The sequence below is a fragment of the Mariniflexile sp. AS56 genome, from assembly GCF_030552475.1.
In the GTDB taxonomy this organism is placed as follows: Bacteria; Bacteroidota; Bacteroidia; order Flavobacteriales; family Flavobacteriaceae; genus Mariniflexile.
This window is the reverse complement of record NZ_JAUPED010000005.1, coordinates 101,894-115,899: the sequence shown is the minus strand read 5'-3', so window position 1 is coordinate 115,899 and position 14,006 is coordinate 101,894. Positions and strand designations below refer to the sequence as shown.

Annotated in this window: 9 protein-coding genes; 3 read left to right on the top strand and 6 right to left on the bottom strand. The window is 35.2% G+C overall.

Annotated features, from left to right (window positions below; translation table 11 throughout):
- Positions 1-74: 74 nt before the first annotated feature.
- The 4 genes from glgB to lepA all read right to left on the bottom strand — a co-directional run bounded on the left by glgB (position 75) and on the right by lepA (position 6,952).
- Complete coding sequence (gene glgB / locus Q5N74_RS07845; RefSeq protein WP_304388210.1) at positions 75-1,982, bottom strand: 1,4-alpha-glucan branching protein GlgB; 1,908 nt, start codon at positions 1,980-1,982, stop codon at positions 75-77.
- A 1-nt stretch (position 1,983) separates the two neighbouring features.
- Positions 1,984-3,249 (bottom strand): glucose-1-phosphate adenylyltransferase, encoded by a 1,266-nt coding sequence (locus Q5N74_RS07840; protein WP_304388209.1) that lies wholly within the window; start codon positions 3,247-3,249, stop codon positions 1,984-1,986.
- Positions 3,250-3,255: 6 nt separating this feature from the next.
- Positions 3,256-4,662, bottom strand: coding sequence for a glycogen synthase (locus Q5N74_RS07835; RefSeq protein ID WP_304388208.1), 1,407 nt, complete (start codon positions 4,660-4,662; stop codon positions 3,256-3,258).
- A gap of 493 nt (positions 4,663-5,155) precedes the next feature.
- On the bottom strand, positions 5,156-6,952 hold the full coding sequence (gene lepA, locus Q5N74_RS07830; protein WP_304388207.1) for a translation elongation factor 4: 1,797 nt from the start codon (positions 6,950-6,952) through the stop codon (positions 5,156-5,158).
- A gap of 228 nt (positions 6,953-7,180) precedes the next feature.
- On the opposite strand from lepA, the gene Q5N74_RS07825 reads away from it, so the two are divergent.
- The 3 genes from Q5N74_RS07825 (at position 7,181) to dusB (ending at position 11,973) form a co-directional block, all read left to right on the top strand.
- The gene (locus Q5N74_RS07825; protein WP_304388206.1) at positions 7,181-9,652 is read left to right on the top strand and encodes a hypothetical protein; all 2,472 of its coding nucleotides are present in this window, start codon (positions 7,181-7,183) and stop codon (positions 9,650-9,652) included.
- Positions 9,653-9,756: 104 nt separating this feature from the next.
- Positions 9,757-10,890, top strand: coding sequence for a T9SS type A sorting domain-containing protein (locus Q5N74_RS07820; RefSeq protein WP_304388205.1), 1,134 nt, complete (start codon positions 9,757-9,759; stop codon positions 10,888-10,890).
- 87 nt (positions 10,891-10,977) lie between these two features.
- Complete coding sequence (gene dusB, locus Q5N74_RS07815; RefSeq protein ID WP_304388204.1) at positions 10,978-11,973, top strand: tRNA dihydrouridine synthase DusB; 996 nt, start codon at positions 10,978-10,980, stop codon at positions 11,971-11,973.
- Between the two features lie 270 nt (positions 11,974-12,243).
- On the opposite strand, the gene Q5N74_RS07810 is transcribed toward dusB, so the two are convergent.
- Together Q5N74_RS07810 and rbfA are read right to left on the bottom strand one after the other, a co-directional pair.
- A complete protein-coding gene (locus Q5N74_RS07810; RefSeq protein ID WP_304388203.1) occupies positions 12,244-13,449 on the bottom strand; it encodes an ABC transporter permease in 1,206 nt (401 codons plus the stop codon).
- 7 nt (positions 13,450-13,456) lie between these two features.
- Positions 13,457-13,861 carry a 30S ribosome-binding factor RbfA gene (gene rbfA / locus Q5N74_RS07805; protein ID WP_304388202.1) on the bottom strand — a complete coding sequence of 135 codons (405 nt, stop codon included), beginning with the start codon at positions 13,859-13,861 and terminating at the stop codon, positions 13,457-13,459.
- Between the last annotated feature and the right edge of the window lie 145 nt (positions 13,862-14,006).

Below are 14,006 nucleotides of genomic sequence, written 5' to 3'. Positions count from 1 at the left end.
CTAAAAAACACTTGAAATATTACGTAAAATGTAATATTATCAAGTGTTCATTTAATAAACCTTAATGTGTGGTGTTATTTAAATTTAAAAATAGTGACAGCCAATGGTGGTAACGTAATTTCTGCTGAAAAATCTTTACCGTTCCAAGGTTGTTTTTTAATAGTTATTTCTTTTTTGTTGGAAATATTACTACCTCCAAATTCTTTAGAATCACTATTAAATACCTCTATAAGTTTTCCTTTTACAGGCACTCCTATTTTATATTTATCTCTAGTATCGGGCGTTAAATTGCAAACTACAATCACATTGTCTTCTGCTACTTTCCCTTTTCTTATGTATGAGATCACACAATTTTCATGATCATCATAACTAATCCATTCGAAACCTTCTCCTGAAAATCCTTTTTCAAATAGGGCAGGAGTTGATTTATAGAACCCGTTTAGTGCTTTGAAATACTGCTGAAAGCTTTTGTGTGGTTCATATTCTAGTAAATTCCAATCCAAACTTTCTTCAAAATTCCATTCGTTATATTGTGCAAATTCACCACCCATAAACAGTAATTTAGTACCAGGATGCGTAAACATATAGCCGTATAGAAGACGCAGGTTTGCAAAACGTTGCCATTCATCACCCGGCATTCTACCTAGTATGGAGTTTTTACCATAAACCACTTCATCGTGCGATAGTGGTAACATAAAATTCTCTGAAAACACATAGGCTAAACTAAAGGTTATATCGTTTTGGTGGTATTTTCTATATATTGGATCTTTACTAAAATAGTCCAATGTATCGTGCATCCACCCCATCATCCATTTCATTCCAAATCCTAAACCGCCTAAAAATACGGGTTTAGAAACACCTGGAAATGCGGTAGACTCTTCAGCAATGGTTTGTGTGTCTGGAAATGATGCGTAAATTTCTTGATTTAATTCTTTAAGAAATTCTATCGCAGCTAAGTTTTCTCGACCGCCGTAAATGTTTGGTTCCCATTCGCCGTCTTCTCTAGAATAATCTAGAAATAACATGGAGGCCACGGCATCAACACGCAATGCATCTGCATGGTATTGATCCATCCAAAAGGCAGCATTACTTATTAAAAAGGATTTAACTTCGTTTCTTTCGTAGTTGAAAATCAAACTTTTCCAATCTTGGTGGTAACCTTTGCGCTTGTCTGGGTGTTCGTATAAACTAGAACCATCAAAAAAGCCTAAGCCATGTGCATCTTCTGGAAAATGAGAAGGGACCCAGTCTAAAATAATACCAATATCGTTTTGGTGTAATTTATCGACTAAATATTTAAACTCTTCTGGGTATCCAAAACGAGACGATGGAGCAAAATAACCTGTAAGTTGGTAACCCCACGAAGGGTCGTAAGGGTATTCCATAATAGGCATGAGTTCTACGTGAGTAAAATTCATGTCTTTTACGTAGGTAACCAAGTCGTCTGCCAATTCGTAATAAGACAAAAATCGGTCTTCTTCGATATGGCGTTTCCAAGATCCTAAATGGACTTCGTACACCGAGTATGGAGCGTCTAAAGCGTTGTTCTTTTTACGCTTTTTCATCCAATCGGTATCTTTCCATCTATATGAATCTTCCCAAATAACGGAAGCCGTTTTTGGTGGGTGTTCGCAACGACGTGCGTATGGATCTGCTTTTTCCGTTTTTATACCGTTGTTGTGGCTTTCAATTTTGTATTTGTAGATGTTTCCTTTACCCACAAGTGGAATAAAGCCTTCCCAAATACCACTGCTATCCCAACGAACGTTTAATTGGTGTTCGCCTTCGGCCCAATAGTTAAAATCGCCAATTACAGAAACTTGTTTTGCGCTAGGAGCCCAAACAGCAAAGTAAGTGCCTTCAATACCATCAACAGTTGTTAGATGAGACCCAAATTTTTCATAAAGCCTATAGTGTTTACCTGCTTTAAAAAGGCTAATATCGAAGTCTGTAAATAGACTATAAACTTTTACTTGTGCCATATTATATTATAAATCCATTAGGAATAATTGCTCCTTTTTTAACAACTACAATACCATCTTTAATAGCGTAAGTGTCTGTTTCGGTATCTTCTAAGTGACTACCTCCATTAATCCTTACATCATCACCAATGCGACAGTTTTTGTCAAGAATGGCATTTTTAATAAAGCAGCGTTCGCCAATGCCCATTAAAACATCAATTTTCTTTTCTTCAATTTCTAAAAGTGTTTCATAGTAATCGCTACCCATCATATAGGTTTTGATAACGGTACTTTCTTTACCAATTCGAGACCGAATACCAATTACAGATTGTTCAATTTTAGCAGCGCTGACAATACAGCCTTCGGCAATGACTGTTTTGTTTAGTGAGGTACCAGCTAATTTGGTAGTAGGTAGCATGCGTGCACGTGTGTAAATACGTTTTGATTTATCGTATAAATCGAATTTAGGAATATCGTCTGTTAAACCAAGATTTGCTTCGAAAAATGAATCAATATTACCAATATCAGTCCAATAGCCTTCATATTGAAAACTTAGTGTTTTATGCTCTTCAATAGATTGTGGAATAATTTCTTTACCAAAATCGTTTGTAGATTGGTCGTTCATTAATTCTACTAAAAGCTCTCTGTTGAAAATGTAAATACCCATAGATGCTAGGTAGTTACGCTCTTCTTTTTTCATGTCGTCACTTACTTCCGATGTCCAATCTGGTAATAAACTAGCATCTGGCTTTTCAATAAAAGAGGTCACAACGTTTTCGTCGTTTGCTTTTAAAATACCAAAAGAAGTGGCGTCTTTAGCGTTTACAGGAATGGTTGCAATAGAGATTTTAGCATTACTTTTTTCGTGAGCCTCAATCATTTTATCATAATCCATTTGATAAAGTTGATCTCCAGAAAGTATCAAGGCATAATCAAAATCATGTCTTAAAAAATGGTGCATACTTTGGCGAACAGCATCGGCAGTTCCTTGAAACCAACCTTTATTTCCTGGTGTTTGTTCTGCAGCTAATACATCAACAAAAGCACTACTAAAAAAACTAAAATGATAGGTGTCTTTAATATGGCGGTTTAGAGAAGCGGAATTGAACTGTGTTAATACAAACATGCGTTTTATGTCTGAATTGATACAGTTAGAGATTGGAATATCTACTAATCTGTATTTACCGGCTATTGGTACAGCTGGTTTTGAACGTTCTTCTGTTAATGGGTGCAATCTAGAACCTTGCCCACCACCTAAAATGATGGCTAGTACCTTGTTATTAATCATATTGGTTTAGTTTATTGATTTATATAAATTTTTGTATTCTGCTGCTGAAACGTGCCATGAATGGTCTATTTCCATTATTGTGTTTCTTGTTTTCTTGTATTTTTTTTGGTTTTTATATAGGGTAACGCCACGATTTATAGCGTTTGTTATTTCTGAAATAGTGACATTATTATGGCAAATACCAAAACCGTTTTCTTCAGAAATATCGGTAACGGTGTCTTTTAAACCACCAATACTCCTAACTATAGGAATGGTGCCGTAGCGTAAGGCATACATTTGGTTTAAACCACAAGGCTCTACACGTGAAGGCATGAGTAAAAAATCGGCACCAGCATAAATAATATGTGATAGTTTTTCATCGTAGCCTATAAAAGCATTGTATGTACCAATGTAATCTTTTTTTAAGGTTTCTAACTGTTGCTCAACAAAATCATTTCCAGAGCCTAATAACAAAATATTAAGGTTGTTATTGTCTAGTGCTTCTTTAAAGACTTCCGGAAATAAATCAGATCCTTTTTCTCCTACCAATCTACCAATAAAAGCAAAAAGAGGTTTTTCAAAATCTAGATTAAAAGTATCACACAAGAATTTTTTATTAGCTTCTGCGCCAGCTTTAACGGTTTTTATATTATAGTTTGCTTCTATATAATAGTCTGTTTCAGGGTTCCAAACATCGGTATCTATACCGTTTAGTATCCCAGAGCATTTATCGCTTTCTGCGCTTAATAAACTTTCAAGCCCATTGGCGGCTAGTTTTAGTTCTTCCATATAACTTGGCGATACCGTGGTAACGTGCCAAGCGCATTTAATAGCCGATGCTAACGGGTTTATGGTACCACCCCAATCTAATAAACCAACATGGTCGAAATTAAATGGTGGAATTAAACCCACTTTTAAATGCGAAAACCACCCTTGGTATTGGGCGTTATGTATGGTTACAATATTTGGTATTTTTCTAAAGGCTTCATATTTATAGCTTTCTTGAAGCATAAAAGGAATGAGCCCCGTGTGGTGATCGTGACAGTGAATGATATCTGGATAATTATCCCAAGTTAATAACCAATCGAGTGCTGCAATTTGAAAAGCTAAAAAGCGCTCGGTATCATCAGATGAATACACGTATTCTCTAAATAATAGGTCTGGGATATCTATAAAAAAGACATCAAAATCTAAAGGTTTTTCGGTTAATGTTAAAACATTAAAACCAATAAGGTTATTACCTAAAGTGACGTTATTACTATAAACCGTTGTAAACGCATTTTCTTTGGTAAACTTATTATCATAAAAAGGCATGATAACTTGAGAATTGTCTTCAGAACTCTTTTGGTATTTTGGGAGAGCTCCTACAACATCTGCAAGACCTCCAACCTTTGCAACTGGGTAGCATTCTGCACTAATATGGATAATTGTCATTTAATATTTTTGCTTTGTTTATAAACTTACAAAAATATTATGCAACAAATTGAAGGAAAATTATTTTTAAAGAAATTATTGAGGATTGCTCATTAATCAAATTATTCAATAATAAAATTTATATTATAGGTTGAAATAATAGTAATCATTCAATCAATTTTCGGCCTAAGTTGTAATTTCAACAAATAACGTAGGTTTATTTAGTCAGTATTTTTAAGTAAAAAACTAAAAAAGTAGCTGTTTTTTTATACTTTAACATGAAAATATGGCTTAAGGTTTACTTGGGTGTTTTAAGGTTGCCCGCCAGATGTGTAAATTACAGTATATATAAGGACGCTTGTATACGGTTACTTTTTTTACAAATAGACCTTTATTTTGAATTTATAAAGCAACTGGAATAAAAAAAGGAACCTCATTCAGAGATTCCTTTTTGCTTTATTATTTTTATTCAAACCTTGTGAATTCGTTAATTTTCGAACTCGAAAGGGATGTGTTAATCATTCAATTTTAAAACAGCCATAAATGCTTGCTGAGGTATTTCAACATTACCTACTTGACGCATACGTTTTTTACCTTTTTTCTGTTTTTCTAAAAGCTTACGTTTACGCGAAATATCACCACCATAACATTTGGCAGTTACATCTTTACGAAGTGCTTTAATAGTTTCACGAGAAATAATTTTAGCACCAACGGCGGCTTGAATTGGGATGTCGAATTGCTGACGTGGAATTAATTCCTTCAACTTTTCACACATTTTTTTACCTATATTTTGTGCGTTATCAGCGTGAATTAATGCGGAAAGTGCATCAACCGGTTGTGCATTTAATAAAATGTCTAAACGTACTAATTTTGACACTTTCATCCCAATAGGGTGATAATCAAAAGAAGCATAGCCTTTTGAAACGGTTTTTAAACGGTCGTAAAAATCGAATACAATTTCTGCTAAAGGCATTTCAAAGGTTAACTCAACACGTTCTGTAGTTAAATAGGTTTGGTTGGTTACAAGGCCTCGTTTTTCAATACACAACGACATAACATTACCAATAAAATCGGCTTTAGTAATAATAGTTGCTTTTATATATGGTTCTTCAACACGGTTTACGGTTGAAGGGTCTGGTAAGTCTGATGGGTTGTTTACAATAAAAGCCTCGTTTGGGTTTTTATTTGTAAATGCATTGTACGATACATTGGGAACCGTAGTGATTACCGTCATATCGAACTCGCGCTCTAAGCGTTCTTGGATAATTTCCATATGAAGCATGCCTAAGAATCCACAACGGAAACCAAAGCCTAAGGCAGCAGAACTTTCTGGAGCAAACACCAACGATGCATCGTTCAATTGTAGTTTTTCCATCGAGTTACGAAGCTCTTCATAATCTTCTGTATCAACTGGGTAAATACCAGCAAAAACCATGGGTTTTACATCCTCAAAACCTTCAACGATATTGGTGGTAGGGTTTGCAAAATCGGTAATAGTATCACCCACTTTTACTTCTTTTGCGGTTTTAATACCTGTAATTAAATAGCCAACATCACCCGTTTTAACCGATTGTTTTGCTACTTGTGTTAATTTTAAGGTTCCTACTTCATCTGCATAATATTCATTATCCGTCGCAACAAATTTAATTTTTTGTCCTTTTTTAATTTCTCCATTAAACACTCTAAAGTAGGTTTCAATACCTCTAAACGTGTTATAAACAGAATCGAAAATTAAGGCTTGAAGGGGTGCATCTGGATCGCCTTTAGGCGCAGGAACACGTTCTATAATGGCTGCTAATATATTTTCGACGCCAAAACCTGTCTTTCCACTCGCATGAATAACTTCTTCAGGTTTACAACCTAATAAATCAACAATATCATCGGTAACTTCTTCAGGGTTTGCACTTGGTAAATCGACTTTATTTAGAACTGGTATAATTTCCAAATCATTTTCTAAAGCCAAATATAAATTTGAAATCGTTTGTGCTTGAATACTTTGTGCAGCATCCACAATAAGTAACGCACCTTCGCATGCAGCGATAGAACGCGATACTTCATAAGAGAAATCGACGTGACCCGGTGTGTCAATAAGGTTTAGAATATAATTTTCTCCCTTATACATATATTCCATTTGGATGGCGTGCGACTTGATGGTAATACCACGTTCGCGCTCCAAATCCATACTATCAAGTAGTTGGTTTTGTTTTTCTCGTTCGGTTACAGTACCTGTAAAATCTAACAAACGGTCTGCAAGCGTGCTTTTACCGTGATCTATATGTGCAATAATGCAAAAGTTTCTAATATTCTTCATAAAGAATTCCTACCCTAATTTAATGTACAAATATAGATGTTTTAAATGACGCTGAAAGATTGAAAGCAGGTAAATTACATTATCTGGCGTTAGTTGGCCTAATAAATGTATTTTTAAAGCTTATGTTGTAGGTTTTTTTAGATTTGTAAAATTAAACCTTCACTTGAATTACTAGTCTAACAGAGTGTTATTTCAACAAGCAATCAAATTAAAACAAACCGTGTTTACATGCTTAATTTTATAAAAAATCTTAAAAAAGGTCTACTAAATAGTCTTTTAATAGGTATTACTTTTACTGCTTTTTTACAGGCTCAAGAGAAAAAATCAATTCCAAATATTGAAAAAATATATGTGCATACCGATAGGTCTACTTACGCTTTAGGCGAGTCGTTATGGTATAAAGCCTATTCGGTTTATGCGTATAATAACTTGCTTTTTAATGATAGTAATATTTTGTATGTTGAATTAATTTCACCCGATTCAAAAATAATAGTTCAAAATAAAACGCGCCTAGAAGATGGGTTGGGGCATGGCGATTTTAAATTAACAGATTCTACAGGTGTTAAAGCGGGTGTATATCAACTTAGAGCCTACACAAACTACAGTCGAAATTTTGGTACCGATTTTGTTTTTAAGAAAGAGATTTTAGTAACGGATGTTTTTGATAATAAATTGAATAAACCCGATGCTAAGTTGAAACCTATAAAGATGGAAAAAACCACCTTGGACGCGACTCCAAACACTTTTGATGTTCAGTTTTTTCCTGAGGGCGGTTCGCTTTTAAGCACTGTTGAAAGTGTTATCGCGTTTAAGGCTGTAGACAGTAAGGGAAAGCCTGTAAAGGTGCAAGGTAAGGTGGAGGATTCTAGTGGTGAACTCGTTGCTTTTTTTGGAAGTATGCACGATGGGATGGGTAAATTTCAATTGAAACCCATGAAAGGGAAACAGTATCATGCAGTCATTTCATTTGCAAATGGAACGGAAATAAATGTACCACTTCCTAAAGTTAACGAGACGGGCTATTTGTTAAGTTTCAAAAAAATTAATAATAGCGATGTTGTAACGATTAAAACCAATGAAGCCACCATACAGCAGCAGCCTAATGCGCCAGTTACTTTGGTTTGCAAAACAAGAGGGGTTTCTTATTTTGATGGCACACAACTATTAAAAGAAACAAGCTTATCTTTTGAATTGCCTAAAACGGATTTCCCAGAAGGTATTAGTCAAATAACATTATACGATGCTAATTTAAGACCACAGAGTGAGCGTTTGGTGTATGTTGAAAAAGAACAGGATTTAGAAGTGACCCTTGCAACCGATAAAAAAATATACGAACCCTTAGAAAAAGTAACGGTTAACATAGCGTCTAAAACCAAAACGGGTGTTGGGGTGCCAGCAAGTTTTTCTTTAAGTAGCGTCGATTTAAATGGCGTGAAAGATGCTTCAAGTAATGGAACCACTATTAGTTCTTATTTTTTAATGGAATCTGATATTAGAGGGCAAGTACATAATCCTGGTTATTATTTTAATGCCAATAACTCGAAGCGTTTTGAGCATTTAGATTTATTGCTTTTAACACAAGGTTGGCGTGATTTTTTATGGAAAAAACTTCCTAAATTAAACGATTCTTTAGCTTATGAAATAGAAAAAGGTTTTACCATTTCTGGTAGGGTTAAAAAGCTTTTTGGTGATAAACCTTTAGAAAATAACACTGTTTCTTTAACATTGTTTAGCAAAAGTGGTATGAACGGACTTAATACCATAACCGATTCCAACGGAAGCTTTAAGTTTGATAATTTGCATTTTACAGGTAATGCAAGTATGTATTTAAATTCCAAAAATGAAAAAGGAAAAAGTAATGGCATGGTGGAGTTGGATACCTTAAATTGGACACCTATGCGTGTCGATTTTAAAAGTAAGATACCTGTTGAAACACCACAAATGAGTATTTTTAAAGAACAGGTGTACAGAAAATATGTTCTTAATGGCGTAGCACCAGAAAATGTATTGGATGAGGTGGAGGTTATTGCAAAAAAGCCCAGGACTGTAGAAAACATGAATAGTGATTTATTTAGAGGGTATGTTATAGATGAAGAATCGCCTCCTTTTGTAGATATTTTTGAATTGTTGAGATATGCCATCCCCACTCTTGATCTTAACACTTCCGAGTCAATTAAATTCAGTAGAAACACAGAGCCTGCCCTTATTGTAGTTAATCAAACCCGTATATTAGACCCAGATCCAGATTATGAAGGAGCATTAATGGTACTTGATTATGTAAGAGGTATTATGGTTGACGATGTCCTCAAAATAGAATATGACAACAGTGCTGTTTCTACCATGATATACGGTAACCAAGGACGAAATGGTGTTATATCTATTTATCTAAAAGGAACGGGTGATTACGATACATCAAAAAAAACGTTTCATTCTTTAAAACAACACATTGAAGGGTTTTATAATGCACGTGAGTTTTATTCGTTTAACCCCGAAAAACCATCTTTAGAAATGGATAATAAAGAAAAGGTTAGGAATACTATATACTGGAACCCATATATGCATCCAGACCCAACAGGTGTTTCTCAAGCAAGTTATTACAATACAGAAGTTGAAACCAATATAAAAGTAAGTTTAGAAGGCATAACGGCAAACGGTATTCCTGTTGTGCTGCATACCAATTATAGTGTGAAGCGTGACTAGTTTTTAGGTGTTTTTTAAAAGTCTATTATTCATAATAGCACCTTGTTTTTTATATAAAGTCAATTTTTAGCTTAATTTTGATTCCTTGAAGTAAATGGCTAATTATGAAATACCTAATTACATTATCACTAGGCATCATAGGCATATGGAGTGCAAGTGGACAAATAAAAAATGCTACTGAAAAATTTCCGCTACCAACTATTTTAAACGAATCATCTGGTGCTATTTTTTTTAATGGTAAAGTAATTACTCATAACGATTCTGGTGGCGAGAACAAACTTTATGAACTGGATACCATTTCTGGGAACGTAACCCGAGAAGTGGTTATTAGTAATGCCACCAATTTAGATTGGGAAGATATCACCCACGATGATACAAGTATATATATTGGCGATATTGGGAATAATGTTAGCGGAAACAGAACCGATTTAAAAATCTATAAGATTAATAAAAGCGACTACACCAATCAAACAAGCGTCCATGCAGAAACCATTGCTTTTAGTTATTCCAACCAAACAGATTTTACATCCAATCCCAATAACACCGAATGGGATGCCGAAGCATTAGTGTCATTTGATGCTTCAAATTTAATCCTATTTAGTAAAAATTGGGTCAATGGAAGCTCCTTAGCGTATGTTGTACCTAAAACGCCAGGAACTTATACGCTGTCACCTTTAGCAACCACACTGGCCAGTGGCGGATTAATTACTGGAGGCACTTATAATATTTTCTCGGGGAAACTTTATTTAGTAGGATATTCCGAAGCGCTAGAGCCTTTTGTTTGGGTGAGTGAAAACTTTACTGGTAACGATATTTTTTCAGGAACAAATACCCAAATCATGCTTTCTTCATTTGGTTTTGAACAAGCAGAAGCCATTACGTTTGTTAATGAAAATAGATATTTTATCACCTCGGAATCGTTTTCAAAATCATTTGGTAGTTTTACTATAGCAGATCATGCAAAATTAATTTCCTTTTCAACCAATGATACTCGGTTGTCATTAAATAAAATAAACGAAGCTGAGGCTATTTTGCTTTACCCAAATCCTGTAATAAATTATCTAACCATTAAAAACGCCGCAGTTAATAAGGTTGAAATCTATGACGCTAAACTAACTCAACTTTATACGGGTACTAATAAAATTATAGACATGGAGCATTTTAGTAAGGGTATTTATATTGTTAAAATGATGTCTAATCAAGGCGAGCTAGCAATAAAAAAAGTGGTTAAAAAATAGCGTATTTGCTACAAGTTTTAGTGGCTATAATTAGGTGTGTTATTAGGTTTACTCAAAAAACACTAATTTTGCATCAAAATTTTCAACGTGGTAAAAATACACAACATAGAACTTCCCGATTTTCCATTGCTTTTAGCACCTATGGAAGATGTTAGCGATCCTCCATTCAGAGCCTTATGTAAAGAACAAGGTGCCGATGTGGTGTATACTGAATTCGTATCGAGCGAGGGCTTAATTCGTAACGCCGCAAAAAGCGTTATGAAGTTGGATATTTATGAAAAAGAGCGACCAGTGGGCATTCAAATATTTGGTGCCAATTTGGAAAGCATGCTGCAAACCATCGATATTGTTGCAGAATCAAAACCAGACATTATCGATATCAACTTTGGTTGTCCCGTTAAAAAAGTAGTAAGTAAAGGCGCTGGTGCCGGCATTCTAAAAGATATTTGTTTAATGGAGCAACTTACCGCTGAAATGGTGAAACGCACCAGCATCCCCATAACAGTAAAAACCCGTTTGGGTTGGGATCACGATTCTATACGCATTCTTGAAGTTGCCGAAAGGCTGCAAGATGTTGGCTGTAAAGCCATCGCTATTCATGGGCGTACCCGTGCGCAAATGTATAAGGGAAATGCCGATTGGAGACCCATTGCCGATGTTAAAAATAACCCACGCATGCACATTCCTGTATTTGGAAATGGTGACGTTGATACGCCAGAAAAGGCTATGGAAATGCGCGATGTTTACGGTTTAGATGGCTGTATGATAGGGCGCGCCAGTATTGGTAACCCATGGTTTTTTAAGCAAGTAAAACACTTTTTCACAACAGGCGAACACTTAGCACCTATTTCTATTGAAGAGCGTGTAGAGGCAGCACGCCGTCACCTGCAAATGGCTATCGATTGGAAAGGCGAAACTTTGGGCGTTTTCGAAACCCGTCGCCACTACACCAATTACTTTAAAAACATTCCACACTTTAAAGAATTACGAATGAAAATGGTAACGAGCGACCATTCAGAAGATGTTTTTGCAGCCTTCGATGAGGTCTTAGATCAGTTTGCCGATTATCAATTTACAGAGTAGTTTAACTTGGGCAAATGGCAAAAGCCACCGCGCTATCCGCTATATCTTTTTAAAACGACTTTGCAAGGGGCGAGCAAAGAAGCAACCTACTAAATTTTAGTTTGCGCTACAGTTTGTGCCTATTAAAGTTTTAAAAAGGATGCCGCTACTATCGCTTTTGCGGGCTTTCCGAAGGTTTTTTCTTTTTATTAAAGGAGTTGGGAAAATGCAAGTTCGCACCTAATGGTTTTTCAAAACTTGTGAAATCTCAAGAATTAGAATTCTACGAAGTTAATGGCCTTCTACCAACGATTTTGTAACCCGTACCGATGCTATTTTAGAAGCAATAATACCCAAAACGGAAATGGTTATAAATACAATAAGTAAATTTTCAATTTTGATATTTACAGGGTAAGCTAACGAAGGTGTAATCATAACCAGCGAAAATGTTTTTTGAAGAAACACAATAATTAAGCTAATTACTAAGCCTATAAAACCACCCACAACACTCATTAAACTCCCTTGGTAAAAGAAAATACGGCGAATGTCTCTTACGGTAACACCTATATTAAATAAAGTATTGAGGCTTCGTTTTTTATCGAGCATCATCATAATTAAGGAACCAATCACGTTGAAAAATGCAATAATCAACACCAGCGTAAAAATGAGGTAAACCGCCAAGTTTTCAGTGTTAAGCATTTTGTAAAGCGCATCGTTTAATTGGGCTCTATTTTTTATAATAACTTGATCTCCTAAAATAGCTTGAATGCGTTCTTTCGCAAGGGTTTCATCAACACCGTCCTTCAGTTTAAATTCGATGGCACTTATTTGGTTGGGTTCATAATTTAATAAATTCTGAGCCAATTCAATAGGAGCAAACACATAGCTGTCGTTTAGTTTTTCATTAATAAAAAACACACCCACGTTAATAACGTTCATGCTATTAAATGCATTTTTTATGGAAGTAATTTGTCCTTTTCCAGGTTTCGGCACATAAATATTTATCGGGTTGGTATAGTCTAAAATACCTAAAGATAAATTGGTTGCAATACCCCAGCCCACTATAATTTGTCGCGATTTTGGTTCTATCCAATGCCCGTGTTCTATAACCGTATCAAAATTAACTACCTGTTGAAAATGCTCGTCAACACCCTTTATGGTGGCGATGGTATTTTTGTCTTGAGACGCAATGATAACACGCTCTTCAACAATTTTGGCATATTGTGCTATGTCGTCTAACTTATTAAGTTTGCTAATGGCGTCGTCGGTTAGTATGAACGACTTTCCAACGGCAGTTTCTGCTTTCAGGTTAGGATCTATTATGCTCGAAAATTGAAGCGTAAAATCTTTTAAACCGGCAAAACCAGAAAGCACAATAAATAAGGAGGCAGAACCTAAAATAACACCAATAACGGCGATAATGGTAATAAAATTAATAGCATTGTTACTGCTTTTTGAGCGTAAATAACGTTTTGCTATATATAAAGGGAAGTTCAAATTTCGATTAAGATTTTTTCCTTTTGTCTAAAATAGATGGGTCTTTAATAGGGTTTTCTTGGCCTTTTAAAGATTTGTCAATTTGGTCGATGTACTCTAAAGAATCGTCAATAAAAAATTCTAAATTAGGCATACGGCGCAATTGGTTTCTTGTGCGTTGTGCTAATTCATGTCTAATTAATGGGGTGTTCGATTTGATTCCAACCAGCAATTCTTTTGCTTTGTCGTTAGGAAAAATACTTAAATATACTTTAGCAACCGATAGATCTACCGTTACCTTTACTTTAGAAACTGATATTAATATGCCATGCATGCCACCTTGTGTAGCAGCGCCCTGAAGCACTTCAACTAAATCGCGTTGTAAAACCGATCCTATTTTTTTCTGTCTTTGACTTTCCTCTACGTTACTCATTTTGATACCTATTAAAGGTTTAGGATGCAAAAATAGCGGTTATTTAAAGATTATCTTACTTTTGGTAGGCAAAATTTGTATCTTAATAAGTTTTCCGTTAAAGCGGAATGAATAAAGAGATTTCTTTTAACAAGGGAATGACAAA